Origin of the sequence: Lactobacillus sp. Sy-1, from assembly GCF_019303535.1 — a bacterium.
GTDB lineage: Bacteria > Bacillota > Bacilli > Lactobacillales > Lactobacillaceae > Nicoliella.
The window spans coordinates 1,151,990-1,177,633 of the sequence record NZ_JACCIU010000001.1 but is presented as its reverse complement, the minus strand read 5'-3'; the positions used below and the strand labels follow the sequence as shown (position 1 = coordinate 1,177,633).

Annotated in this window: 26 protein-coding genes; 22 read left to right on the top strand and 4 right to left on the bottom strand. The window is 41.9% G+C overall.

Annotated elements, in window-relative coordinates:
- Positions 1–67: 67 nt before the first annotated feature.
- On the top strand, positions 68–754 hold the full coding sequence (locus tag HZL42_RS04860; protein WP_219054545.1) for a response regulator transcription factor: 687 nt from the start codon (positions 68–70) through the stop codon (positions 752–754).
- Positions 751–2,316: a HAMP domain-containing histidine kinase gene (locus HZL42_RS04855; RefSeq protein WP_219054544.1), complete on the top strand. Its 1,566-nt coding sequence runs from the start codon at positions 751–753 to the stop codon at positions 2,314–2,316. The genes HZL42_RS04860 and HZL42_RS04855 overlap by 4 nt, the downstream gene beginning before the upstream one ends.
- 45 nt (positions 2,317–2,361) lie before the next feature.
- On the opposite strand, the gene yidC is transcribed toward HZL42_RS04855, so the two are convergent.
- The gene (gene yidC / locus HZL42_RS04850; RefSeq protein ID WP_219054543.1) at positions 2,362–3,276 is read right to left on the bottom strand and encodes a membrane protein insertase YidC; all 915 of its coding nucleotides are present in this window, start codon (positions 3,274–3,276) and stop codon (positions 2,362–2,364) included.
- A gap of 77 nt (positions 3,277–3,353) precedes the next feature.
- Complete coding sequence (locus HZL42_RS04845; protein ID WP_219054542.1) at positions 3,354–3,626, bottom strand: acylphosphatase; 273 nt, start codon at positions 3,624–3,626, stop codon at positions 3,354–3,356.
- Between the two features lie 95 nt (positions 3,627–3,721).
- On the opposite strand from HZL42_RS04845, the gene HZL42_RS04840 reads away from it, so the two are divergent.
- The 8 genes from HZL42_RS04840 (at position 3,722) to greA (ending at position 11,509) form a co-directional block, all read left to right on the top strand.
- Complete coding sequence (locus tag HZL42_RS04840) at positions 3,722–4,489, top strand: RNA methyltransferase (RefSeq protein WP_219054541.1); 768 nt, start codon at positions 3,722–3,724, stop codon at positions 4,487–4,489.
- Positions 4,490–4,501: 12 nt separating this feature from the next.
- Positions 4,502–4,987 (top strand): HD domain-containing protein, encoded by a 486-nt coding sequence (locus tag HZL42_RS04835; protein ID WP_219054540.1) that lies wholly within the window; start codon positions 4,502–4,504, stop codon positions 4,985–4,987.
- 57 nt (positions 4,988–5,044) lie between these two features.
- Entirely contained in the window at positions 5,045–5,383 is a 339-nt protein-coding gene (locus HZL42_RS04830; protein WP_219054539.1) for a helix-turn-helix domain-containing protein, read from the top strand.
- Between the two features lie 300 nt (positions 5,384–5,683).
- Positions 5,684–6,724, top strand: coding sequence for a phenylalanine--tRNA ligase subunit alpha (pheS, locus tag HZL42_RS04825; protein ID WP_219054538.1), 1,041 nt, complete (start codon positions 5,684–5,686; stop codon positions 6,722–6,724).
- Positions 6,725–6,737: 13 nt separating this feature from the next.
- Positions 6,738–9,152: a phenylalanine--tRNA ligase subunit beta gene (gene pheT / locus HZL42_RS04820; RefSeq protein ID WP_219054537.1), complete on the top strand. Its 2,415-nt coding sequence runs from the start codon at positions 6,738–6,740 to the stop codon at positions 9,150–9,152.
- A gap of 39 nt (positions 9,153–9,191) precedes the next feature.
- On the top strand, positions 9,192–10,322 hold the full coding sequence (gene mltG / locus HZL42_RS04815; protein WP_219054536.1) for an endolytic transglycosylase MltG: 1,131 nt from the start codon (positions 9,192–9,194) through the stop codon (positions 10,320–10,322).
- Positions 10,323–10,337: 15 nt separating this feature from the next.
- Entirely contained in the window at positions 10,338–11,012 is a 675-nt protein-coding gene (udk, locus tag HZL42_RS04810) for a uridine kinase (RefSeq protein WP_219054535.1), read from the top strand.
- A gap of 20 nt (positions 11,013–11,032) precedes the next feature.
- Complete coding sequence (gene greA / locus HZL42_RS04805; RefSeq protein ID WP_219054534.1) at positions 11,033–11,509, top strand: transcription elongation factor GreA; 477 nt, start codon at positions 11,033–11,035, stop codon at positions 11,507–11,509.
- A 73-nt stretch (positions 11,510–11,582) separates the two neighbouring features.
- On the opposite strand, the gene HZL42_RS04800 is transcribed toward greA, so the two are convergent.
- Positions 11,583–14,204: a YfhO family protein gene (locus HZL42_RS04800; RefSeq protein ID WP_219054533.1), complete on the bottom strand. Its 2,622-nt coding sequence runs from the start codon at positions 14,202–14,204 to the stop codon at positions 11,583–11,585.
- 124 nt (positions 14,205–14,328) lie between these two features.
- Between HZL42_RS04800 and HZL42_RS04795 the strand changes: the two genes are divergently transcribed.
- From HZL42_RS04795 to HZL42_RS04765, 7 genes are all read left to right on the top strand, one after another.
- Complete coding sequence (locus tag HZL42_RS04795) at positions 14,329–16,389, top strand: penicillin-binding protein 2 (protein WP_219054532.1); 2,061 nt, start codon at positions 14,329–14,331, stop codon at positions 16,387–16,389.
- Positions 16,390–16,517: 128 nt separating this feature from the next.
- On the top strand, positions 16,518–16,667 hold the full coding sequence (rpmG, locus tag HZL42_RS04790) for a 50S ribosomal protein L33 (RefSeq protein ID WP_219054531.1): 150 nt from the start codon (positions 16,518–16,520) through the stop codon (positions 16,665–16,667).
- Between the two features lie 48 nt (positions 16,668–16,715).
- Positions 16,716–17,240 carry a 5-formyltetrahydrofolate cyclo-ligase gene (locus tag HZL42_RS04785; RefSeq protein ID WP_219054530.1) on the top strand — a complete coding sequence of 175 codons (525 nt, stop codon included), beginning with the start codon at positions 16,716–16,718 and terminating at the stop codon, positions 17,238–17,240.
- Positions 17,241–17,315: 75 nt separating this feature from the next.
- On the top strand, positions 17,316–17,930 hold the full coding sequence (locus HZL42_RS04780) for a rhomboid family intramembrane serine protease (protein WP_219282861.1): 615 nt from the start codon (positions 17,316–17,318) through the stop codon (positions 17,928–17,930).
- A 35-nt stretch (positions 17,931–17,965) separates the two neighbouring features.
- Positions 17,966–18,193: a YqgQ family protein gene (locus HZL42_RS04775; RefSeq protein WP_219054529.1), complete on the top strand. Its 228-nt coding sequence runs from the start codon at positions 17,966–17,968 to the stop codon at positions 18,191–18,193.
- Between the two features lie 2 nt (positions 18,194–18,195).
- Entirely contained in the window at positions 18,196–19,173 is a 978-nt protein-coding gene (locus HZL42_RS04770; RefSeq protein WP_219054528.1) for an ROK family glucokinase, read from the top strand.
- Between the two features lie 28 nt (positions 19,174–19,201).
- Positions 19,202–19,588: a rhodanese-like domain-containing protein gene (locus HZL42_RS04765; RefSeq protein WP_219054527.1), complete on the top strand. Its 387-nt coding sequence runs from the start codon at positions 19,202–19,204 to the stop codon at positions 19,586–19,588.
- Positions 19,589–19,624: 36 nt separating this feature from the next.
- Here the strand turns inward: HZL42_RS04765 and HZL42_RS04760 are convergent, their stop codons facing one another.
- Positions 19,625–19,801, bottom strand: coding sequence for a DUF3042 family protein (locus HZL42_RS04760; protein WP_219054526.1), 177 nt, complete (start codon positions 19,799–19,801; stop codon positions 19,625–19,627).
- A gap of 113 nt (positions 19,802–19,914) precedes the next feature.
- Here HZL42_RS04760 and HZL42_RS04755 point away from each other — a divergent pair, with 113 nt between their 5' ends.
- From HZL42_RS04755 to HZL42_RS04735, 5 genes are all read left to right on the top strand, one after another.
- The gene (locus HZL42_RS04755) at positions 19,915–20,652 is read left to right on the top strand and encodes a glycerophosphodiester phosphodiesterase family protein (RefSeq protein WP_219054525.1); all 738 of its coding nucleotides are present in this window, start codon (positions 19,915–19,917) and stop codon (positions 20,650–20,652) included.
- Positions 20,653–21,573, top strand: coding sequence for a tRNA (adenosine(37)-N6)-dimethylallyltransferase MiaA (gene miaA, locus HZL42_RS04750; protein ID WP_219054524.1), 921 nt, complete (start codon positions 20,653–20,655; stop codon positions 21,571–21,573).
- A gap of 88 nt (positions 21,574–21,661) precedes the next feature.
- Positions 21,662–22,042, top strand: coding sequence for a MerR family transcriptional regulator (locus tag HZL42_RS04745; RefSeq protein ID WP_219054523.1), 381 nt, complete (start codon positions 21,662–21,664; stop codon positions 22,040–22,042).
- 34 nt (positions 22,043–22,076) lie between these two features.
- The gene (gene glnA / locus HZL42_RS04740; RefSeq protein WP_219054522.1) at positions 22,077–23,420 is read left to right on the top strand and encodes a type I glutamate--ammonia ligase; all 1,344 of its coding nucleotides are present in this window, start codon (positions 22,077–22,079) and stop codon (positions 23,418–23,420) included.
- 170 nt (positions 23,421–23,590) lie between these two features.
- Positions 23,591–25,357: a hypothetical protein gene (locus HZL42_RS04735; RefSeq protein WP_219054521.1), complete on the top strand. Its 1,767-nt coding sequence runs from the start codon at positions 23,591–23,593 to the stop codon at positions 25,355–25,357.
- Positions 25,358–25,644: the final 287 nt, after the last annotated feature.

Genomic DNA, 25,644 nt, shown 5'->3' with positions numbered 1-25,644 from the left:
GACTAGGCTTAAAAATATCTAATCTATGTTAAAATGGAATTATATGAAAAATGAAGGTGGATAAATTATGACCAAGGTATTAATTGTCGAAGATGAAAAGAGTCTTTCACGCTTCGTTGAACTAGAACTAAAACACGAAGGCTATGAAGTCACCGTTGCCGGAAACGGCCGGGATGGACTAGAAGAAGCCGTTAATGACGACTTCGATGTGATTTTACTGGATTTAATGCTTCCCAAGTTAAATGGAATGGAAGTTGCCCGGCGCTTACGGGAAAAGAAGGACACCCCGATTATTATGATGACCGCTCGGGATTCAGTAATCGATCGGGTTTCTGGATTTGACCACGGGGCTGATGACTACATCGTAAAACCATTCGCAATTGAAGAATTACTTGCGCGGATTCGGGCCCTCCTGCGGAGAATTAAGATTGAAGGCCACCAAAAAGCGCAAGCGCAAAAAGTGGTTCATTTTAAAGACTTGACGATTGAAAAGGAAAGTCGCATTGTTCGGCGGGGCGACGAAGTGATCGACCTCACTAAGCGAGAATACGAACTACTATTGACCCTAATGGAGAACGTTAACGTTGTATTGGCCAGAGACGTTCTCTTAAACAAAGTCTGGGGATACGATTCCGATGCTGAAACCAACGTTGTGGATGTTTACATCCGATACCTCAGAAATAAAATTGATCGCGAGGGTGAAAAGAGTTACATCCAGACTGTTCGGGGAACTGGATACGTGATGCGTTCATGATTCACAGACAAGATAAGCAACAATCACAAAACGGGTCCCCTGATGAAGTTAGTAACGGTAAGCGGTGGATTTCACTTAAGTGGAAGTGGTCGTTCGGGACGTCGGTAGTTGTTTTTCTAGTTGTATCAGTTTTTTCATTCTTAATCTATAATCGATTTTCGGACGTGCTGTTAAATCAGGAACGTGCGCACGTGCGGACGACCCTAAACGGCGTTACCAATCGGTTAAATTCATTGGATCATTTTAACCAATCCAACGTCTACAATGTGTTATCACCACGATTAAAACCTAGTGATTTAAATGATCAATCCTCTCCCGATACGGTGTTTAACGACCTATCACGTAATAATACATCGGTAATTGTTTCAGGTAAAAATAGGCAGCCACTATTTATGTTAGGTAGCTTTGGGGTCAGTGATGAACTTGGTAAACCAATTGTCAATAAACAGGTTTACGATGATTATTTTAACCACTCGTTAGTATTAGTTGGTGATTCACCAGTCTATGCTAAGGGAACCCGTCAAGTGGTTGGGACCGTTAGGATCGTTGACCAGTTAAATGATTATCACGCAACCATTAATAAGTTGGTGGCCATCCTAATCTTACTTTTGATCATTTCAACGGTGGTCTCGACCTTACTAGCCTATGCGCTTGCAGCCTACCTCCTACGTCCAATTAACAAAATTCGCCGTACGATTAACGTTGTAAATGAGTCTCCAAAGACTAATAAACGGGTTCCTAAATTAAACCAAAACGATGAGTTAACTGACCTCGGAACCCTCTTCAATGATATGTTAGACACCATGCAACGCTACATCAAACAGCAGCAGCGCTTTGTTGAAGACGTTTCACACGAATTGAGGACTCCGGTAGCGGTAATTCAAGGGCACATGGACCTGTTGAAACGGTGGGGGAAGGACGATCCTGAGGTACTCGAAGAATCGATTAATTCCTCGATCAGTGAAATTAACCGAATGAAGAGCCTAATTAATGAAATGCTAGACCTTTCTCGAGTTGAGCAGGCAAGTCTAAACTATCGCGATCGGATTACTAATGTTGAAGAAGTGGTTGAACAGCAGTTTAATGACTTTAAAATGCTGCATCCGGACTTTCACTTTACGTTTGATAACGATGTTCGCAAGCCAGTTTACGCTCAGATTTACCAGAATCACTTAGACCAAATTTTAGTGATTTTGATGGATAACGCAGTTAAGTACTCCACTGATCGTAAAATCATTCATGTCTCCTTATCCCGGAACATGCGCAGTGTTGAGCTATCTGTGCAGGACTTTGGGGAAGGAATCAGTCAGGAAAACGTGCGAAACGTGTTCGATCGGTTTTACCGGGTTGATAAGTCCCGTAGCCGTGACCAAGGCGGCAACGGACTGGGCCTTTCAATTGCCAAGCGGCTGGTGGAAGCTTATCACGGAAATATTGCAGTGGAAAGCTCGGTTGGTTCTGGCTCAATCTTTAGTGTTTCGCTCCCAATTTTAAGTAAGGACCAGCGCTTGAAATTAGAAGCAAAGGAAAAACAACTTGAACCATCTGACTTAGATAAATAAAAAGCGAACCGATAAATTAAATATCGATTCGCTTTTTATTTTGAGTTATTTTCGATTTTGTTTTCCGGCATTGCGATTACGGTTCTTTTTCGTTACTGTTGATTCTTTAACATCAGCAGCTGGTTTAGGACTGGCACTTGCGATACTAGTTAAATCAACCTTCTTAGGTGGATTTTTCTTAGCGGCTTCTGCGACTTCTTTTCGAATCTTAGGCCGATAGAGATTAATGATGAACGTTTGGATACATGCAAAAATCCCCCCGATAAAGAAGTAAATGCCCAGTCCAGCGGGAGCCTGGAATGCAATTAGCAGAATGAAGATTGGACTGATGAACAGCATCATCTGCATCTGCTTTTGCTGTTCCTTGGGCAACCCATTTCTGGAAAGCAGGGCTTGAATTACATACGCCACGAACGATAGAATTGCGAGGGCAATATTCTTATCGCCTAACTTAATTCCAAAGAAAATCGTTTTGGATAGCTCAGGGGAGAACCGGATTGCCTCGTATAGGGCGGCAAAGACGGGGAGTTGGATTAACATTGGTAAACACCCAATTCCACCGGTCATGCTAACACCATTTTCCCGGTAGAGTGACATCATGGCCTGACTAGCGGCCACCTGTTCCTCTTGGGTTTTGGCATTCTTTTGATGCTTTTTAATTTCATCCATCTGGGGTTTCAACAGGCTCATTTTTTCCTGTTGGGTGGTGGACTTACGCATCTGGTTGACCATCAATGGAAGGAGGACTAATCGAACCAAGACGGTCAATACGATTAGGGCCCACCCATATCCGCCAACGAACTTAGCGATGAAGTTCAGAATGCTTTCACCGGTCTTACCAAAGAGATCGTAATACCACCCGTATGGCTTTCCGTTTTTATCGGTCTGCACACAACCACTTAACAATAAAACTAGTGAGCCAGTCATTGCTAGCGCACCGAGTCGTTTTAACTTTTTCATTTAAATCTAAAATCCTTCCTAATCCTTTAAATTCATTTGCTTAAAACATCGTAAATTAATCCCCACCGATTTGCAAATTAAATCGTGGTGAATTGGTGAAAAGCCTCGTGCTTAACGAAACGCAGGCTAAGGTCGGTCACTTCGGCGGCACTGCTTGGCGCCTTGCGAATTTGATCTACGAATTTATCTAATTGGTGGTGTTCACCCTGGGCTAAGACCCTAACGGTCCCATCGGGTAGGTTTTCGACACTCCCATTAATGCCTAAGTGCTCTGCGACTTGCTTAGTGGCCCATCTGAAGCCGACTCCCTGGACGGTTCCAGAAACGATTAGTTCTAAAGTTGGTTTCATTTAATTACCTCTTACTTAAAAATTAGTTAACAATAAAAGTATATCACAATAAGTATGTTAGAATATTAATTACGGATTATATAGGAGCAAAAATCATGGAAAAAATTACATCGAACCAAAATCGCCAGGTCAAAGCCTGGACCAAATTAAAAACGAAACACGGCCGTGAAAAGGCAGGCCAGTTCATATTAGAGGGCTGGCACTTAGTATCCGAGGCCATTCACTACGACCAACCGATTATGACAATCATTACCACCCAGGAGCGCTTAGATTCGGATGGGGATGCATTCGTTGACCAGTACGAATGCGTTTTGGTCAGTGATGAGGTTGCCAAGCACATTGGTGACACCAAGACGCCCCAGGGCATCTTTGCGATCGTTGAAATTACTGATCCTAAGCAGACCGCCGCTAACTATGCTCGCGGTGGTTGGTTACTATTGGATCAGATTCAAGACCCTGGAAACATCGGGACGATGGTTAGAACGGCTGATGCAATGGGGCTAAGTGGGGTTGTTTTTGGGCGGGGAACTGCTAGTCAGTACTCGCCGAAGGTTTCCCGGGCAATGCAGGGCAGTCAGTTTCACATCCAGATTGCTGAAGCCGACCTAGTAGGCTGGGTCAATGAATACCACGAACAAGGATTCCCAGTTTATGGGACTGAGTTGAACCCAGCTGCGGTTTCATTGGATCAGGTTGCTCCTCAATCCGATTTTGCATTAATTATGGGCAACGAGGGCAATGGGATGCAAGCAACGCTACTTGCGATGACCGATGCTAACCTCTTCATTCCAATGAAGGGAAATGCCGAATCCTTGAACGTAGCAATTGCCGCTAGCATTGTGATGTTTCACCTACAAAAATAGGAGGGGTTTTTCGTGGATGCATCTAACTGGAAACAAGATTCAGAGTACGTCGCGATTGTTTCGGATCTACTAGAACAACCGCTAGTTAAGAAGATGGCGACGATCGTCCAACACCACCACTCCACGCGCCTTAACCATTCGATTTACGTATCTTACGTTAGCTATTGGATCGCAAAGAAACTTCACTTGAATTATCGTTCTATTGCTCGAGCGGGCCTATTACATGATTTTTTCTTTTATGACTGGCGGGTAACCAAGTTCAACTTGGGCTCCCATGCCTTTATTCATCCGCGAGTGGCGTTAAAGAATGCGGAAAAAATCACAGAACTATCGCCAATGGAACGCGACATTATCCTAAAGCATATGTGGGGATTCACATTGGCACGGCCAAAGTATCGGGAGAGCGTGATTGTTTCGTTAGTGGACGATTATGCTGCAATTCATGAGTTTTTATTACCTTTTCGACAAAAGATAAAGCAAATGTTTGAAAAAATCTGAAATATCGATAGAATGAATATTATATTAACTTACTTTATGACAGGGGAGGGATATCCAATGGACGTACTAAAAGACGAGCAATGTGCTCCTGATTTTCATCTATGTCCTAAGTTTGAAAAAACATTTTCAATTTTAGGTAAGAAGTGGAACGGGTTGATTATCGAAACACTACTGAATGAGGGGCCCCTCAGATTTAAGAATCTTTCGAAGGCGGTTAACCACTGTAGTGATCGGGTCCTAGTCGAGCGACTTAAGGAATTAGAAGCCGAGGGCATCATTATTAGAAATACATTTCCAGACTCATCATTAATTCAGTATGAATTAACTACCAAGGGTGCTGAATTAGCACCAATCATGAATTCAGTTCATACTTGGGCTGATAAGTGGTTTGCTTAAGAATAAGCTTGATTAATTGAGCTTAATAGGTTAATATCAAATTAGATATGTTACGATGAAAAAGTAGTAGGTTAACCGCCATGCAGAGAGGTTACAAATGCTGAGAGTAATCAATAGGTTGGCCGAATTCATTTTCTGAACAGGTATTGGGCGTTTTAAATAACAAAAAATATCCGGCGGTCACCGTTATTGACTTTGAGAGTAGTTGGACTTGGGTGTCCAGCTAAAGTAGGGTGGTACCGCGCAGCTTCGTCCCTTTTTAGGGATGGAGCTTTTTTTGTGGACTGAAGGAGGAAAACGATGAGTTTAAAAGATGAATTAAGTCGAATTCATGACGATGGCCTAAAAGCCATTCAGAATGCAACCGACATCAAAACAATTAGAGAAAATATTAAAGTAAAGTTATTAGGTAAAAAGGGGCCAATTACCAAGGCTCTGCGGGGAATCAAGGATCTTTCAGTTGACGAACGGCCTAAGGTCGGCAGTTACGCAAATAAGATCAGAGATGACATTCAAACGGCATTGGATGCTAAAATCAGTGAATTGGAAGCTAAAAAGTTAAACAAACAACTAGCGGCTGAAAAAATTGACGTTACCCTACCAGGAACGCCGGTTGCTAAGGGTCACCCTCACGTTATCCAATCCATTATTGATGAAATTACCGACCTCTTCTTAGGAATGGGTTACGAGGTATTGAGCGGTCCAGAAGTTGAAGAGGACAAGTACAACTTCGAAATGATGAACCTACCTAAGAACCATCCCGCTCGTGATATGCAAGACACTTTCTATATTACCGATGAAATCTTAATGCGGACTCAGACCTCACCAATGCAGGCCCGAACGTTAGAAAAGCACGACTTTAGCCAAGGCCCCCTTAAGATGATTTCACCGGGGGTCGTATACAGACGGGATACTGATGATCAGACCCACTCACATCAATTCCACCAAGTAGAAGGAATGGTGGTGGCCGAAAACATCACCATGAGTGATCTAAAGGGAACCTTGGAGCTATTGACCCACGAACTATTCGGCCAAAAGTTCAACGTTCGGCTTCGGCCAAGTTACTTCCCATTCACCGAACCATCGGTTGAAGCTGACATTACCTGTTTTAACTGTATGGGCAAGGGTTGTAACGTATGTAAAGGGAGCGGCTGGATCGAAGTCTTAGGGGCTGGAATGATTCACCCGAACGTATTGAGAAATGCCGGCGTTGACCCTGAAAAATACACTGGATTTGCATTCGGATTAGGACCAGATCGATTAGCAATGCTTAAGTATGGAGTAACTGATATTCGGGACTTCTACTTGAACGACGTTCGGTTCCTATCTCAATTTAACTAAGGAGGGTTCAATAATGCTTGTTTCTTATAAATGGCTAAAGGAATACTTGGACTTAAGTGTCCCAGTAGACCAGTTAGCAGAAAAAATCGAAAGAACTGCCGTTGAAGTGGACGGAGTTGTGAGACCAGATGCTGGACTCAAAAAAATCGTGGTTGGTAAAATCCTTTCAATGGAAAACCATCCTGATTCAGATCATTTGCATGTTTGCCAAGTTGACATTGGTGAAGATGAACCGGCTCAAATCGTCTGTGGGGCGCCTAACGTTGCGGTGGGCAAGAAGGTGATCGTTGCTGAACACGGGGCCCGAATTGCCAACAATGAAAAAATCAAGCGCAGCAAGATGCGTGGCGTTGTGTCCAATGGGATGCTCTGTGGACTCGATGAAATTGGAATCGACAAGAATGTGGTTCCAAAGGAATGGTCAAATGGCATCTACTTCCTCCCGGATGATGCTAAGGTGGGTGATGATGTTTACTCATACATTGGGATGGACGATGAATTGATCGACCTAGACGTTACCCCTAACCGTGGGGACATGCTCAGCATGTATGGGACGGCCCACGAATTGGCGGCCATTTATGACCTGCCATTAAATCTAGACCATCCGGACTTAACTGAAAACGGTACTAAGCGAACCAGTGAACTCATTAACGCTACCGTTGATGATCAAATCGCACCTAACTTTAACGTGCGGGTGTTAACAAACGTTAAGGTGCAAAGCAGCCCTCTTTGGTTACAAATTCGGCTTTGGAATGCTGGTATCAAGCCTATCAATAACGTGGTGGATGCCACTAATTACATCATGTTGAAGTACGGCCAACCAATGCATGCATACGACTACGATAAGCTATCCGGCCATCAACTCGTGGTAAGACAGGCTAAGGCCGGTGAACAACTAAAGACGTTGAACGAAAACGACAATGAATTAGTTGCTGATGATATTGTGGTTGCTGATGCTGATAAGCCGGTTGCATTAGCCGGGGTAATGGGCGGTTTTGACAGCCAGGTGACGAATGATACGACGACCATCGTATTGGAAAGTGCTACCTTTGACTCTGTCAAGGTAAGAAAGACCGCTCAACGCCACTTAATTCACACTGACGCCTCTCAACGGTTTGAACGGGGCGTTGACCATGCTAGTGTTCGTGAAGCGTTGGACGCAGCCGCTGAAATCATTGCAAAGGATGGCAATGCAGAAGTCCAATCCGAGATTGTGACTGCTAGTGACGATCATCTGGAACCAACAGTGGTAAGGACTTCTGCTTCACGGATCAACCAAGTTTTAGGAACCAGTCTCACTACTGATGAAATTAGTTCTATTTTCGAACGCCTCGGCTTTAAGGTAGCTGAATTTAACGGCGACTATACGGTTACGGTTCCGGTTAGACGTTGGGATATTCATATTCCAGCCGATCTCTTCGAAGAAGTGGCACGGATTTATGGATATGATAACATCCCAAGTACGCTTCCATTGAGTCGGACCACCGTTGGGCGGTTAACTGAAAAGCAATCCTTGATCAGAAAGACGCGCGCCGTTTTAGAAGGGGCCGGGCTAACCCATGCGATCTCTTATTCACTGACGTCAGCTGACAAGGCAGCATCGTTTATGATGCGCGATAGCGTAGCAACCGAACTTAGTTTCCCAATGAGTAGCGACCACACCACTTTAAGAATGAACCTATTGAGCGGGTTATTAACCGACGTTGCTTACAACCAAGCACGAAGTGTGAATAACGTTGCGTTGTACGAACAGGGCCGGGTTTTCTACAAGGATGCTGATGATCAAGTTCGGCCAACTGAAGTGGAACACGTTGCTGGAACCATTACCGGTTCACTAACTGCTGATGCGTGGGATCACCGGGCAACCGAACCTGATTTCTACCAGGTGAAGGGAATTGCCGACCTCCTATTAGCAGAGTTGAACGTGGCTGGGGATGTTGAATATCAAGCTACCGATCAATATCCTGACATGCATCCGGGCCGGACTGCTAACGTTTACGTTCACGGCCACTTAGTTGGTTTCGTGGGGCAAATCCACCCGAACATAGCTAAGCAATACAAAATCAAGCCAACATACGGGTTTGAATTTGACCTTCAAAAACTAATTGACATGCCAAAACAAGATCAACAAGCTAAGGTGATCTCGAAGTATCCTTCAGTCAGTCGAGACATTGCAATGCTAGTTGATAAGACCGTTACGAACCACCAAATTGTTGAAGTAATTAAGAAGCGTGGTGGAGCGTTCTTAACCAATGTGCACCTTTTTGATATTTTCGAAGGAAAGGGCATTCCAGCGGGGAAAAAATCAGTTGCTTATTCACTCACCTATCAAAACAAGCATGATACAATGGTGGATGATGACGTTAATAAAGCTTTTGAAAAGGTTACCAAGGCATTACAAGATGAATTTAACGTTACCATTCGCTAATAAGAATCGACAGGTGCTAAAGACTGGGGGGCGAGGCAATTGAGTGATCATCATTCTGGTTCCAAACAGGACACTCAAGCTTCTGCAAAGTTTGGCAAAAAGATTATCCTTTGGATCATCTCGATTTTAATCATTTTGTTTATCTTTATTTTATTTTTGGGGCACAACTACATTAAGACATCTTTAAAACCGTTGAACCCCAAGGACCACCAAACCACTGAGGTGAACATCCCAATGGGAGCGTCCGATAAAAAGATTGGTTCGATTTTACAAGACCAGGGAATTGTGAAGAGTGGAATTGTCTTTAACTACTATGTTAAGGCCCATAACATCAATAATTTCCGCTCTGGTTACTACGAATTTTCACCATCAATGAGTTTGAATAAGATTGCGAAACTCCTTAAACAGGGTGGAGCAGCTGAATCAATTCGGGCCCTACGGGGAAAGGTCGTGATCAGGGAGGGTGATAATATCTCAACAATTGCAGATACCGTTGCCCAACGGACTAACTACACGCGCAATGAATTCTTAAGTTTAATGAATGATAAAGACTTCGTTAAAACCCTTGCTAAACGTTATCCGCAGTTGTTAAAATCGGAAACAAAGAGCAAGTCTGTTCGCTACCAACTGGAGGGGTATTTATACCCGGCCACTTACAGTGCGAATGGGACCAAGAATTTAAAGCAGTTAGTTGAACAGATGGTGGATAAGACCAACGATGAATTAAAGCCATACTATAAGCAAATTAAAAAGAAAAATCTTACCGTCCAAGAGCTATTAACAATCGCATCATTGATTGAGGGCGAAAATGTTAATACCAAAAACGGTGCAATTATTGCAGGAGTTTTATATAATAAACTCAACGCTGGATTACCACTTAATTCTGCAGTTGCGGTTGCGTACGCATCTAATGACTACGTGCATAAGTTAACTAAAAAGGACTATCAGGTAAAATCAGCTTATAATCTTTCGACCAATTTAGGATTTGGTCCGGGGCCGGTTAATAACCCTAGTTTAGAATTTATCCTAGCGGCTTTAAACCCAAAGGAACAATCGAAGGGTTATTTGTACTACCTAAATGACATGAGTAACAAGCGTGTTTTTTATTCACAAAATAAGATTAGTTCGCTAAAGAGCATTACTAAAGACACCACGAAGCAAGATGACTAGGGGAGATTTATAATTATGACAGAAAAAAGAAAACGGCCGGTTGTAATTGGGGTAACTGGTGGTTCCGGAAGTGGTAAGACGACGGTTAGTCGGGCAATTTTTAACCACTTACTTGGTAATTCACTAATGATTCTCCAACAGGATGCTTACTACAAGGATCAATCGCATAAGACGATGGCTCAACGGGAATTGACCAATTACGACCACCCATTAGCTTTTGATACTGACCTTTTGATTGAACAAATCAATCAACTATTGGATTATAAGCCAATTGAAAAGCCAGTCTATGATTACACCCACCTAACGCGTAGTTCCGAGACGGTGCACCAAGATCCAATGGATGTAATTATTCTAGAGGGAATCCTGGTCTTAGATGATAAGCGGCTGCGCGACCTAATGGACATCAAGGTGTTCGTGGATACTGATGATGATATCAGACTAATCAGAAGAATTCGGCGTGATACTCAAGAGCGGGGGAGAACCGTTGACGAAGTAATTCAACAATACCTCGATACAGTTCGGCCAATGTACCACGAATTCATTGAACCCACGAAGCGGAATGCAGACATTATCATTCCAGAAGGTGGAAAGAATGAAGTCGCAATTGACCTCCTGACCACTAAGATTAAATCAATTTTAATTCAACACGGTGATCACCGGGTTGAAAATAACATTGATACATCAATTTAAAATTTGAAAGGATGATTTAAATGCCAGCAGATGAAAAATTTCCAATGACTGCCGAAGGAAAAGTCAACCTAGAAAAGGAATTAGACAACCTTCGCTTAAATGAACGGCCTAAGATTATTGAAAGAATTAAGATTGCCCGAAGCTACGGGGACCTTTCTGAAAACTCTGAATATGAATCCGCTAAGAATGAACAAAGTATGCTAGAGGGTCGAATTTCAACCATTGAGCACATGCTACAGTATGCTGAAGTGGTTGATAACGCTGCTACCGATTCCGACTTAGTCAACGTTGGAAAGAAGGTTACCTTCGAAGAACAACCCGATGGTGAACCAGAAACTTATCAAATCGTGGGGGCTGCTGAAGCAGATCCAATGGAAGGTAAGATTTCAAACGACTCACCAATCGCCAAGGGCCTCCTTGGCAACAAGGTCAACGACGTGGTGACCATTAAGATTCCAGCTGGTGACATGATCGTTAAGATCACCAAGGTTGAATAATTAATTAAACTCAAAAATCCGCACCCAGTTAATGTTGCTGAGTGCGGATTTTTTAGTTGGTAATGAATGTGAATTAATTTTGTTTTCGTTTGCGGTTGAGTCCGTAAAGAAAGCCAATTAAGCCAATGGAACCACCGGTAATAATCAATCCGGGGGTTAGCAGTGGTGGCCAGTAATAGAGTTCAAAATCATATCGACCGGGTTTTAAATTAGCCCCGATAAACATGTTCGACCACTTCTTAATTGGATGGGATTTGCCGTTGATCATTAGATGCCATCCCTTTGAATATGGAATCGTGGTCGTTAGGGCTTGGGATTGCTTATTAATGGTAATCGAACCCTTAAACGAATTGCTACTGTGGCTCTTAATGGTGGCAGCTTGTTTTTGCAACTGCTTCACGTGCGTCTCAAAGTCATGGTTATTAAACTGATAGAGGGTGAAATTTTGCAACAGGAGGCTAGACTTAGTTAATTCAACGTTAATTGTAATTGGTTTGCCCTTATCCTTGGAGGCTACGTTAACCACCACTGTATTCCGATAGGTGGGGTACTGATTCAGTAGCAGGCCGTTGCGGTAAAGCTTGACGTTTTGACTGTCCTGGGAACTACCAAGGTTGATCGAATTACCTAGCGTGAGGTAGTAAGAATCATTGGTCTTAGGGGTAAACGTCAACATCATATTGGCCGGCTTGAGCAGGTTCTTCTTCTGTAGGAACGCACCGGTCAAATTTGATTGCCGTGGAACGTTTTTAAAGGTTGAGCTATCAAAGTTGATTGCGGTGAATAAGCGGTTGTTACTGTTACGTCCAATTAGATCGTTAAAGATATTGGATTGGTAACGGGTCGGATCATTTGCCAAATTCTTGTTAAAGACCTGGTTACTACTGCTAAAGATGACCGGCAGAGTGAATGGATTTTGGTAGGTCTGGACGTGATTGCGTTCGCCTAGCAACGAGTAACGGTTCAAGTCCGGTTTAGTAGTTAGCGGTTCTAAGTACTGACTTGAATCGGGGTTATTTGCGTTTAACCAGTACTTCATATCTAAGAACGAGTCGGTCAACATGGTTCCGTTCGAATATTCGGTGAAGCCATCCCCATCTGGTTGGCCAATGTTTTCCATGAATTGAGGCGTAGCGGTTTCAAAGGTCGATGAGAAGTGATCACCACCGTTATAACTGGCTTGAAACGGATCATCCTTAGTCCGATAGAACGTCTTCCCAATGCGATAAAATGATGAATCGGCAGCTTTAATTCGGTCGACGGGTTGCTTCAAATTGGTGGTGTAGTCAACGTAGTTAGGGTTGGTAACGTATGAGATGTTATTTAACGAACTAAATACGTTATATCCCATTTCACCGCAGGTTAGGATTAAGATGGCCACCGTAAAGTAGCTATTGTGCCGGACCCAGAATAAGAGGAGGATGGCTGCAATCATCAGAATAATACCGATTGAAACGTTCTCGACGGTCAAGAAGTTAGTGAATCGTTTGAAGTTCAGCGTTACGGATAGGATTCCGGCCGCAATGATTGCAATTACGACCGCCTTGGCCCATTCATGAAGGAAATCGAACTGGTTTAAGGCCTGGCAACCAACCCAAATTAACCAGAAACAAAAGATGAATGAAAACCGGTATGGATACCAAATTGGAAATTGCATTGCATGCCAGAAGAGATCCAGTGGTTTTAACATCATTGAAACCACTAAAAAGGCGGTTAGTAAAAACGCCGCAATGCGTTGACGAATTGGAAACTTACCAATGAAGAAAAATGCAATAAAGCAGATAATGGCAAGGCTACCGACGAACACGTTCGGGGTCCCATTTGGCATTTGATCGAAGTTAAAGGCCCCATTAAAAAACTTGGCAAGCATTTTGAACGGGGCGTATTCAAATTGCCACTTAACCTTGGTCACTGTGTAGGTTGCCTTACTAACCAATAGTGCAGCAAAGGTGGGTAATAAGATAAAGGCTGCTAGCCCCCCAGCAACAATCGAGCTTAGGGCGTAGCGAATCCCAGTCGTTAAAAACCACTTTGGTGATTGCCACCTAGTGACTACGTAATAAGCAAAGTAACCAACTGAAAAAATGCAAATCATGTAGGCCATATAGTAGTTAATCATCAGCATTGCTGCTAAACTAAACAAGTATGTCTGCCAGCGTTGGTCATCAACTAAGCGTTCGATTCCCAATACGATTAACGGCAGCATTATCATTGCATCCAACCAGATTAAGTTCAATTGGTTAGCGATGATCCAGCCATTTAAGGCATACACCGTTGCCCAGACTGGAATGAGGGCTTTTGGCGTCCGGGATCGCTTGGTAAGCAGGTAGCCCATGCTCAGCCCTGCCAATCCGTACTTGAGGAGGGTTACAACTAGGATACCACTAGCAAGGCTTTTCAGTGGGAAGCAGAGTAGAATTAAATTAATCGGACTGGTAAGGTAGTAAGCCCATAGTCCGACCATTTCACCACCGAGGGCCTTGGAAAAGGAGTATAGGATACTACTGGGGTCGCTAGTCAATGCATGTTTAAAATAAGCAAAAAAGTCGACGTATTGTTGACCCATGTCCACCGTTAGAATGCTTTGGCTACCGAACGGTGCCATGTTGCGATAAGCGAAGTAACATGCCATAATAATAAATGGAATTAAAAAACTGAGCCATAGGAACCAGTTTAATTTAAAAAAACGTTTCATTAATTTTCGCACCTCAAATATAAAATAAGTTAAAAAAGCAATAATTTTATTGTACATTCATTCAGAAGTAAATAAAATATCATTATAGGAATAATTATGAAATGTGTAAGGGGATTTAATTATTTTGGATAATTTTTTTAAGCGCCTTTTTAGCCGCCAGAAAAACAATGGCGGATCTAAGATTTCATTTCGATTGAATTTTATATTCGTAATCGTGGGAATCTTATTTGCAGCGTTAATTGCTAAGTTAGCTTACTTACAAGTGATTGACGGAAATCAATATAAGGCTGAAGTGAATCGCTCTGATACGACGATTAAGACTGATAACGTTCAACGGGGAATGATTTATGATTCGACCGGGAAGTTATTGGTCGGCAATAGCACGCACCGAGCGATTACATACACCAAGGGAATTAACGTGTTACCAGCTAAGATGTATGAAATTGCAAATGAACTGAGTCAATACATCACGGTTCCGACGGACACCTTGACCAAACGGCAAATGGCTAATTACTACATTGCTAGTCCTACCAATGCTGAAAACATCAAGAAGAAGTTAAATGGGAACTACACGAGCGATAATTTGACCGAAAAAGAGGTTGATTATGTTCTCAAAAACGTTGACTTAAATAATGGGATGAAGAATCCGGCCACCATCTATACTAAGATGAACGGGGCTTATCAACTTTCCACAACCTACATTAAGACCACAAACGTAAGTAATCGAGAAGTGGCCCAAGTCGGTGAACATCTTTCAGAGATGCCGGGGATTCAAATTGGGACGAGTTGGTCACGGGAATACCCACAGGGGAATGCAATCCAAAGTATCATTGGGACCGTTTCTTCAGAAAAAATTGGGCTCCCTAGCGACCGCTTGAACGAGCTACTAGCACAAGGGTACTCCCGAAATGATAGTGTGGGCCAAAGTTACTTGGAACAACTTTACGAACCAACCCTAAAGGGAACTAAGGCGCAGACTCAAGTGGAAGTAACTCGCGGAACCAGTGTTGCTAAGGAAATTAAGAAGTACGGTGGGCAAAAGGGTGATAACCTCCAGTTGACAATTAACGATAAGTTCCAAAATAAACTCCAAAGCTTAGTGCGGGACTCAGTCAGCGGGAGCGTCGGTGATTCTACCGGAGCATATGCAGTGGTTATGAATCCCCATACGGGTGCGATTATCGGGATGGCTGGAGTGAACCGGAATCCAAAGACCGGAAAGGTTACTTCCAATGAATTAGGGGCCATTAATAATTCGATCGTTATGGGGTCCGTTGTTAAGGGTGCCACTGTTTCCGGGGCCTTAATGGATGGGGTCATCACCCCAACCAATAACGTCCTAACTGAAAAACCAATCATTACCGGAGGAACCAAAAAGACTTCCTGGTTCAATAAGAATGGGGAAGCCAATATGAACATCGATGCCTCGACTGCCCTTGAAGTTTCATCTAACTCCTACATGATGCAATTGGCAATGAAGGAAGGGAAGTTTAAGTACGTCGAAGGGGGTCCGTTGACCATGAATCCAGACGTCTTCAACATTATGCGTGGGTACTTTAACCAATTTGGATTAGGGGTTAAGACCGGTGTTGACATTCCTGGGGAATCAGCTGGGATTCAAGGGCTTGGTGGCTATGCTAATATCGGACATGCCTTGGACCTTTCCTTCGGGAACTACGATGCCTACACCACCCTGCAAGTGGCTCAATACATTTCAACGATTGCTAATGGTGGGTATCGGCTTCAACCACACATCGTGCAATCAATTCGGGGCACAACTGCTAACGGTAAGTTGGGACGGGTTAAATATTCATTTGAACCAAACGTGTTGAATGAAATTAATATGACCCAAGCCCAAAAGAAAGTCGTTACCGACGGTTTCTATGACGTGGTTCACGGAACGAACCAGTACAAAACCGGGATTAACTTGAATACGATTAAGCCATCGGTTTCAGCAAAGACGGGGACTGCACAAACTTACTATGGTGGAAAGCATGGGACCGAAACGGTTACGCTTAGTTTAGGTTCATACGCTCCATCATCAGATCCGCAGGTGGTAGTGGCATTAGCAATTCCAAACTTGCCAACTGATGCTGAAGATAACAACACCAACTTGGCAAAGGAAATCTATGCTGCCTACTGGAAGTACGTTCAATCGACTTCAACGCTTAGTAATTCGAATTAGCTGTTAAGTAATTTTCCTTAACATTCTTTCTTAAATTACTAGCAAAGTTGCTCAAAAAATGATAGAATGGTTTAGTCAATAGCTATTAAGCTCAATTAAAAAACTAATTAATGTTTGGGGGGATAATAATGCGCGTACACATTACCTTAGAATGTACTGAATGTCACGAACGTAACTACTTATCTAGCAAGAACCGTCGGAACAACCCCGATCGTCTAGAACTAAAGAAGTATTGTCCACGTGACCGTAAAGTTACTTTACACCGTGAAACAAAATAAGGCTTGGGGGTTTAACCCAAACCTTTTTTATTATCTAGGATAATTATAATGAATAAAAAAGCACTTAGAAATCAAATTATTGATGCTTTAAAACAAACACAGCATGTGGATCATAATTTATATCAGCAGTTATTTGCACATCCTGATTGGCAGTCAGCTAAGACGGTGGCAGTGACTTTAAGTTCAGCCATTGAGTTGGATACTAATCCCATCATTCGCCAGGCATTAAGTGAGGGAAAGCGCATTGTGATTCCACGAACGCTGCCCGGCTTTCAGATGGAATTCGTTACCTATGATGACCAAACGCAGTTGTTTAAGACGCGGTTTGGCATCATGGAACCAGCAAATGGAAGCGGGCTTGCAAAGGCCTTAATTGACCTAATAATCGTGCCTGGGCTAGCGTTTGCTAGTCAGACCCATGATCGATTGGGATTTGGTGGTGGTTTTTACGACCGCTACCTAGCTGACTATCAGGGCGCTACGGTTAGCTTAGCATTGCCCGCACAGCTTTTTGATCAGCCGAATTGGGACGTTGACCGTTATGATATAAAGGTACAAACAATCATTAGCTAATGGGGTGCATTTTTGAAAAATAAAGTGGTTCAGATTGATTCGAAGCCTTTCGTGACCTATACCTTATTGACCATCATGGTCGTGGTGTTTGTCATCATGAGTTTATTCGGCGGGACGTCTGACGTTGCTAATCTGGTTCGCTTTGGTGCCAAATACAATCCATTGATTGTTGACGGCCAAATTTGGCGGCTAGTGACACCGTTATTCATCCACTTGAGTATTACCCATATTCTATTTAACGGAATTACGTTATACTATATGGGGACTCAATTAGAAGCCCTGTTCGGACATCTCCGGTTTGGATTAATTTTCTTTATCTCAGGAATTGTTGGCAATTTAGCTAGTTTTGCGTTTAATGATGGGCTTTCAGCCGGTGCCAGTACCGCAATCTTCGGATTATTCGGCGCATTTTTGATGATTGGTGAGGTCTTTTGGGAAAATCCCTACGTAAAGCAGATGACGAAGACATTTGTGTTCTTCATCCTCTTGAACTTAGGGTTTGACCTCTTCTCAACCAATATCGACATTGCAGGGCACATCGGTGGCTTAGTAGGTGGGTTCCTATCCGCCTATTTTGTTGGGTTACCAAGAAAGCGCTTTATTTCATTACCTAAGCAGATCTTGGCTACAATTACACTAGTGATCATCGCACTGGCCTTATTCTATATCGGACATGTTGGAAAGTACTAAATTATTTAGTGCATTTTACTTTAGGATGTGGGACAATGAAAACGTTGTATGATGTTCAACAATTACTAAAAAAATTTGGAATTTACGTTTATGTTGGGAAACGACTGTGGGACATTGAAGTAATGGCCTTAGAACTCGACCATCTCCATGACGCTCACGTTGTTTCTGACAAAGCTTTTATAAGTGCAAAGTTAGTTCTTAATCATGAGCATAAGATTGAAGAACGAAAAGAAGCAAAGAAACACGATTTAGGAGGAATTTAGTAATGGCAGCAAATAAATTAATTGGAATTGATTTAGGTGGGACGACTACCAAGATGGCTTTTTTGACCACTGATGGTCAAATTTTAGACAAATGGCAGATTGATACTGATATTAGCGAAAACGGTAGTCATATCGTTCCTAATATCATCAAATCAATCAATGAAACCATGGATAACGCTAACCACGTTAAAAGTGATTTCATTGGAATTGGGATGGGTACACCAGGAACTGTTAACCGTGAAAAGGGAACTGTTACTGGTGCATACAATCTTAATTGGACCACTCCTCAACCAATTAAAGAACAAATTGAAAAAGGTATTGGACTACCATTCGTTGCTGATAACGATGCCAATGCCGCTTCACTAGGTGAATCATGGCGTGGTGCCGGGAGTAAGGAAAGCGATGTTGTGTTCGTTACCCTTGGAACCGGTGTCGGTGGTGGAGTAATCGTTGATGGTGAATTAGTTCACGGAATTAACGGAGCCGCTGGTGAAATTGGTCACATTACCGTTGTTCAAAACGGATACCTATGTACTTGTGGAAAGCGGGGGTGTCTAGAACAATACGCATCCGCTACTGGAATCGTTCACGTTGCTAAGGACTTAGCAGCGACCTTTACTGGGACTTCCCGTCTAAAGGAACTAGAAGATGCTCGTGAAGAAATTACTTCTAAGATTATTTTCTACCTAGCTGATAATGGTGACATTTTAGCTAATCAAGTGGTTGATCGGGTATGTTCATACTTAGGATTAGCACTCGGAAACATTGGAAACATCTTTAACCCTGGTAGCATCGTAATTGGTGGGGGAGTTTCTAATGCCGGAAACACATTGTTACAACCTACCACTAGATACTTCCAAGAAAACGCATTTAAGCCTGTTCGTGACTCCACTCGGATCCGGTTGGCCCAATTAGGAAACGATGCTGGGGTAATGGGGGCTGCTGAATTAGCTGAAAAGGCGTTTGGAAGCAATAAATAATTTCTATCATGAGGGGACTTGTTAAACCTTGTCGTTTTTAATTACAGTTGTTGTTATTTTAATCGTTTGGGGAGCATGGTTTCTTATCAACCGCTACCGGCTCAAGCAGGTTGCAAATGTAATTGATGAAAGCCAATTTACCCAGTTAAAACGGCGGGCGCAGATTATTGACCTGCGTGAAAAACGTGATTTTGACGCGGGGCATATTTTAGGGGCCCGTAACGTTCCATACTCGACCATTCGCCAGTTATACGGCGATATTAGAGCTGATTTACCAGTGATTTTATATGATCAGGGCCAATCGATCAGTACCAGAGCCGCGCTCTTTTTGCATAAGAAGGGATACCGGAAACTCTATGTATTGAAGAACGGTTATCGAAATTGGAATGGGAAAACTAAAAAAAGAGATGCTTAATTTTAGTTAAGCATCTCTTTTTTAGTGGGTTTTAAATTAGCCTTGGTGAGCAGAACGGCTCTTTCTTAATGAACGCTTTCTGTTTTCTTCATACTTAGCTTCTTGATCCTCGATTGGATCGACAACTGCTTTTTTGAATGAAAAGAGTACGCCTGCAGCGCAACCAACAGTTGCAAATACACCGGCTAAAAATCCTTTACCGAAATTATGCATAGTAGTGCCTCCCTTTCATAATGATTTCACTTATTATTATGCTTTATTTATGGTAAATTATCCAGTAAGAACGATAATCTTTTTGTAAATTCAATTAAAGGATGCTGTTAAATATGAAAACGAAAATTTTTGCGCACCGTGGAGATAAGCGAGATGCTCCCGAGAACACCTTAATTGCGTTTCAAAAAGCCCTCGAATTGGGGGTGGATGGAATTGAGACCGACGTCCATTTAACTAAGGATCGTCAACTAGTCATTATCCATGATGAAAGCGTTGAAAGAACGACGGGACATGTTGGGTTGGTTAATGATCTTACGTTAGCGGAGTTAAAACAATTAAATGCTAACCTGACCCATCCAGAATTAGGGATTCAATCAATCCCAACCCTCTTAGAATTAGTGGAGTGCTTAAATCAGGGTGGGTTTACCGGCGACCTAAACTTAGAAATTAAGACTGATCACATTCACTACCAGGGAATTGAAGAAATGGTGGTTAAATTTTTCGAAAGCCACGCCCACGGGTTTCGTTTGATTTATTCCAGTTTTAATTTAGCCACTACTGAGCGAATGATTGAGCTAGCACCGCAAGTTGAAACGGCTGGGCTAATGATTTATCATTATGGGGCAATGCGCCGGTTGTTTAATCAGCGTCAAATCAGAACATTTCATCCCGAAGTGCGAATTTTAATGGCGCACCCGCTGTTTAGCTTTCATCGTTATTTTAGACCATGGACGGTCAATCAAAAATTTGAAATCGCGTTTTGTCTGCGCCGGCACTACCGGGGATTGATTACCGATCACCCGCAGCTAGCGTTGCAAATGCGCGATAGAATCCAAGGAGCAGATAGTTAATTGCAAAAAGTATTAGGAATTGTCGGGCCAACTGCGGTTGGAAAGACGACATTATCAATTCAATTAGCCCACCAGTTCAATGGTGAGATTATTTCAGGGGATTCAATGCAGGTGTATCGCCACCTAGACATTGGAACCGCTAAGGTGACGCCGACTGAGATGGATGGCATCGTCCACCATCTGATTAATATCAAAGATGTTACTGAGCGCTACTCGGCGGCTGATTTTGTGGCCGATGCACGCCAATTGATTAATGAAATTACCAATCGGGGCCGCCTGCCCATTATTGCTGGTGGAACTGGTTTTTATCTCCAAGCCCTTTTGGATAATTTAGTATTAGGTGGCGACTCTGATGCAGATCAGTCGATTCGAGCTGAATTGCACGCCCACGCTGAAAATGTAGGGAACGAGGCCATCTGGACGGAATTAAAGCAAATTGATCCGCAGGCTGCAGCGCAGATTCCGGTGAATAACGTTCGCCGGGTAATTCGGGCTTTGGAAGTGTACCAGAAGACGGGCCATCGCTTTTCAGATCAGCCCCAACTAATGGCTGGGCAGTACGATACCTTGTTAATTGGGTTAAATGCCGATCGGAAGTTAGTTTATGACCGCATTAACCAACGAGTTGATTTAATGTTCCAAGCAGGACTATTGGATGAAGCCCGTTGGCTTTTAGAGCAGGGGGGTCCAACGGTAGCAGCCGGAAAGGGAATTGGTTATCGGGAACTCTATCCGTACTTATCAGGGGCAATAGATTTACCAACGGCAACCGCCAAAATCAAACAGGACTCTAGACACTATGCTAAACGCCAGTTAACGTGGTTTCGCAATAAAATGAATGTTAGATGGTTTAACGTAATTGAGCATCCAGAAGCTAGAAAACAAATTCAACAAACCGTTTCCGCCTGGTTGACAAAATAAATTTTAAAACTTATGTTATAAAAAGTAACATAAACGCTTGACGAATTTAAAATACATGATATGATATTAGATGTTGGAGGGTTACATTATGAGTGAAAAAGAACTACGTCGTTCATTATCGGTATTACCAATCGGGACCGTGATGAAATTAACTGACTTGACTGCTAGACAAATTCGATACTATGAAGAACAAGGGTTGGTGCTCCCGAAGCGCAATGAGGGCAATCGCCGGATGTATTCATTAAATGATATCGACCGGATCTTAGAGATCAAGGACTTCTTAGGGGAAGGGTTAAACATTGCGGCAATCCAAGCGGTATTTGCTAAGCGTGAGGCGAAAAGAAAGCAGGAGCAGGAATCGCTGGCTAAGTCGATTTCAGATGACGAAGCCCGCGAGCTGCTCCATAAGGAATTTCTAAACCTCGGTGGACTAGCTGATAATAATAACCCCTTTAACAATCCGATGTAAAAATTTGATTTCCAACGTGAGGAGCGGTTTATTTATGGCAACTAAGCATGATTACACAAAAGACGACATCAAACAAATGGTTAAGGAAGATAATGTTAATTTCTTACGATTAATGTTTACTGACCTATTTGGAACTGTTAAGAACGTAGAATTACCAATTAGTCAGTTAGATGAACTATTGGATAATAAGATTATGTTTGATGGTTCTTCAATCGAAGGGTTTGTTCGGATTGAAGAAAGTGATATGTATCTATTCCCAGATCTTTCCACTTGGATGACATTCCCATGGAGTGAAGAACACGGTAAGATTGCTGGTGTGATTTGTTCCGTTAGAAAGCCTAATGGTGAATACTTTGAAGGTGATCCTAGAAACAACCTTATTCGGGTCTTAGAAGACATGAATAAGGCCGGCTTCTCGTCCTTCAACATTGGGCCAGAACCAGAATTCTTCTTATTCAAGATGGATGAAAATGGCAATCCTACTACTAAGCTTAATGACTCCGGTAGTTACTTTGACCGTGCCCCAATGGACCAAGGAGAAGATTGCCGTCGTGAAATTGTTCTTACATTGGAAAAGATGGGCTTTGATGTAGAAGCTGCCCATCACGAAGTTGCCCCAGGTCAACACGAAATTGACTTTAAATACGCAAATGCGCTAGAAACTGCTGATAACATTCAAAACTTTAAGATTGTGGTTAAGACGATTGCTAAGAAACATGGTCTATACGCAACCTTTATGCCAAAGCCACTTAGTGGAATTAACGGTTCAGGAATGCATATGAACATGTCACTTTTCCATGATAAAGGAAACGCATTCTTCGATAAGGATGATAAGTTAGAATTATCAGAAGATGCTTACCATTTCTTAGGCGGATTGTTAAAGCATGCTAAGGCAATCACCGCAATTGGTGATCCTACTGTTAACTCATACAAGCGACTAGTTCCTGGTTACGAAGCTCCGGTATACATTGCATGGTCAGCATCAAATCGTTCACCACTAGTTCGAATTCCCGCTTCTCGTGGTTTATCAACCCGTTTGGAACTTCGGAGTGGTGATCCTACTGCTAACCCTTACATGTTTATCGCAGTCTTACTTGAAGCTGGTCTTGACGGATTAAAGAACAAGATCAAGCCAATGGCTGAAACTAGTCGGAACATCTACAAGATGGACTCTGAAGAACGAAACGAAAATGATATTGAAAGTCTTCCAGAAACGCTAAAGGATGCTTTGAATGAATTAGCTAAGGATGACGTTATTAAAAATGCCCTTGGTGAACGTTTAATTAAGGGATTCACAACTGCTAAGCATCTTGAATACGATGCTTACAAGATTCAAGTTTCAGAATGGGAACGTAAGCAATACATGGAACATTATTAAGATTTAATTACAATTATAAATAAGTAAACCGCCCCGGTAGAATTAGCGTGCTGATTCTTTGGGACGGTTTCTTTTTGAGTTTCCAAAATAATTTACATGTTTAATAACATACGTTATTATTATATGTACGGTTGTTTTAATTCAAAAAGGATAATATGGAAGTTGATAAAATGAATAGTTTAGCAAGTTTAATTAGTAGCACTGCTAGTCAAGCTAGTGAACTCAATAACTCGATTAGTTCTAATGCGCAAATGGTCTTCCATAGCAATGAACAAATCGATCGAATTATTGGCGAAATCAGTAGTTTTACGAGTGATTTTCCAGAAAATAATGAATTAAAATCTAAATATTTGATTGCTAGCTCTATTTATGATGAAACCAATTTGATTAGTAGTCAAGTTACTGATAAAAATTCGCTTGCTGCTGATGGGCTGTTGCAGACTAAAATGGTCGGAAGAGCAGCGAATATTATTCAATCGAAGACTGATGAGAGCAATCTATCTGCTAATTCCTATCGCGCCTTAGCTAGTAGCTATGAAGCTGAATTAAACATGGATGTTGCTAGAGTATACGATAGTCTGGCTAATTCGGCCTTTAATGATGCCGGGCAAGTGACTTATAATGATTCTTTGACTAATTTATTATCGGTTGCCGAGGGAATTAATAGTGACCTGGATGGATTTAATTCAGCAATTGTTAGTGAATCTGCTTCAGCGAATTCACTGCTAGCCGAACTAAACTCAATCCATGAAGATGTAACTACACTCGCAACTAAGCTATCCAGTGATCGCAAGGTTAAAATTGCTGCTATAAATACTAGTACTCATGCTAGTGAATTTATTAATTCGATAAACCAGACTGCTGCTAAAATTAATTCTGAATCCAAAACAGCGAGTTTAATTATCAGTGGAATGCGGGATCATATCAGAATAAATAAATCCCAGTTGGGGATAATTAAGGCTACACTAGACCAAATTCAAGTTATAAATGATCAAATTCATCGGTTTGCGTTTATTTCTAATGATGACTTGTCGGCTGATATTTCAAAACAAGTGCGTTCACATTCAGTGCAAGCGCATTCGGTATATGCTGATATTGTATCGTTAAGCAGTACTAATGATGATCTGGGTCAATCTGCTTATTCACTTAGTAGCGATAATTACAACGTTAGTCAAGTTACTTCATTAGCAGTTGATAATGCGGATGCATTTGGTTCTGAAATCACAGTAGCCTTCTCAAGTGCTGATTATGCTGGAATTAATTCAATGGCCCAGCGGTTTGCTCGTGCTGCTAGTATTAGTGATAGTGGAGCTAGTAAAATCGGTAGTAACGTTGATCGAATTAGGTCACTTAGTACAGATTTTGACGTGAATGATGAAGATATCAGTGATGGTAGTGACTATATTAGTTCTGTTAAGGCAGCGGTGGTTGAACTGGGCAGTCAATTAGCATCTGCTAACGCTGCCGATAACCTAGTGCAATTGTCTGATTTAGTAGCCAGAGTTGCTGGTTCGAATCAGAAGTTACCGCATACCAGCGGACAGATTCCGTTTGAACAACGCTATCATGATGAAAATGACAACTATGATAGCGATTATCAGACAGGCTCGTTACAGGCGCGTGATGATCAAAACGTAGATAGCAATCTTGAAAACCACTCAGACGGGTTCATTAAGGGGTACATTAAGGTATTTAACAATAAAATTATTACGCATCCTAACCATGCTTATTCTCGAAAGACGATTTATCAATATGGACAAATGAATCGTAAAAGTAATCGTTCTAGAATTACTTTTTTTGACGTTCGATTGAAGAAACTAGGATTGTATCGTGATCATGTTTTGTATTATTATACAAGAAAACTAAATTTTAATTCGCTTAATAGTTTTAAATGGACTGAGATTACTTATAAAAATTCATTTACTGTTGGTTACTAAATAATTAAATATAGGAGATTACCAATTTAAATTAATGGGGATCTCCTTTTTATTTTTCAATTTTATTTTATTTGATAAAACAATTGTTTAATATAAATAATGCTAATGTTTTTTCAGCCATTACTGTACAATGAAAATTAAATTGGTGGTATACTTAGTCTATAAATGTATCTAATTAGATAGTAATTTAGTTACTCGAGGAAAACGGTACATACTAATGTTAAATAATCGTTTGATTATTTGTAAATTAGTCGTGATAAAAAGCTAAGATTAATTTTAAAATGTTA

Bases quoted from the DNA above. Each gene is read 5' to 3' on its own strand.
- HZL42_RS04755 (WP_219054525.1), top strand. From the start codon at position 19,915: ATGAAAACGAAAATTTTTGCGCACCGTGGAGATAAGCGAGATGCTCCC.
- yidC (WP_219054543.1), bottom strand. From the start codon at position 3,276: ATGAAAAAGTTAAAACGACTCGGTGCGCTAGCAATGACTGGCTCACTA.
- greA (WP_219054534.1), top strand. From the start codon at position 11,033: ATGCCAGCAGATGAAAAATTTCCAATGACTGCCGAAGGAAAAGTCAAC.
- HZL42_RS04775 (WP_219054529.1), top strand. From the start codon at position 17,966: ATGAAAACGTTGTATGATGTTCAACAATTACTAAAAAAATTTGGAATT.
- pheS (WP_219054538.1), top strand. From the start codon at position 5,684: ATGAGTTTAAAAGATGAATTAAGTCGAATTCATGACGATGGCCTAAAA.
- udk (WP_219054535.1), top strand. From the start codon at position 10,338: ATGACAGAAAAAAGAAAACGGCCGGTTGTAATTGGGGTAACTGGTGGT.
- HZL42_RS04760 (WP_219054526.1), bottom strand. From the start codon at position 19,801: ATGCATAATTTCGGTAAAGGATTTTTAGCCGGTGTATTTGCAACTGTT.
- HZL42_RS04735 (WP_219054521.1), top strand. From the start codon at position 23,591: ATGAATAGTTTAGCAAGTTTAATTAGTAGCACTGCTAGTCAAGCTAGT.
- HZL42_RS04780 (WP_219282861.1), top strand. From the start codon at position 17,316: ATGGTCGTGGTGTTTGTCATCATGAGTTTATTCGGCGGGACGTCTGAC.
- HZL42_RS04845 (WP_219054542.1), bottom strand. From the start codon at position 3,626: ATGAAACCAACTTTAGAACTAATCGTTTCTGGAACCGTCCAGGGAGTC.
- HZL42_RS04800 (WP_219054533.1), bottom strand. From the start codon at position 14,204: ATGAAACGTTTTTTTAAATTAAACTGGTTCCTATGGCTCAGTTTTTTA.
- HZL42_RS04840 (WP_219054541.1), top strand. From the start codon at position 3,722: ATGGAAAAAATTACATCGAACCAAAATCGCCAGGTCAAAGCCTGGACC.
- glnA (WP_219054522.1), top strand. From the start codon at position 22,077: ATGGCAACTAAGCATGATTACACAAAAGACGACATCAAACAAATGGTT.
- rpmG (WP_219054531.1), top strand. From the start codon at position 16,518: ATGCGCGTACACATTACCTTAGAATGTACTGAATGTCACGAACGTAAC.
- pheT (WP_219054537.1), top strand. From the start codon at position 6,738: ATGCTTGTTTCTTATAAATGGCTAAAGGAATACTTGGACTTAAGTGTC.
- HZL42_RS04745 (WP_219054523.1), top strand. From the start codon at position 21,662: ATGAGTGAAAAAGAACTACGTCGTTCATTATCGGTATTACCAATCGGG.
- HZL42_RS04770 (WP_219054528.1), top strand. From the start codon at position 18,196: ATGGCAGCAAATAAATTAATTGGAATTGATTTAGGTGGGACGACTACC.
- HZL42_RS04830 (WP_219054539.1), top strand. From the start codon at position 5,045: ATGGACGTACTAAAAGACGAGCAATGTGCTCCTGATTTTCATCTATGT.
- HZL42_RS04855 (WP_219054544.1), top strand. From the start codon at position 751: ATGATTCACAGACAAGATAAGCAACAATCACAAAACGGGTCCCCTGAT.
- HZL42_RS04785 (WP_219054530.1), top strand. From the start codon at position 16,716: ATGAATAAAAAAGCACTTAGAAATCAAATTATTGATGCTTTAAAACAA.
- HZL42_RS04860 (WP_219054545.1), top strand. From the start codon at position 68: ATGACCAAGGTATTAATTGTCGAAGATGAAAAGAGTCTTTCACGCTTC.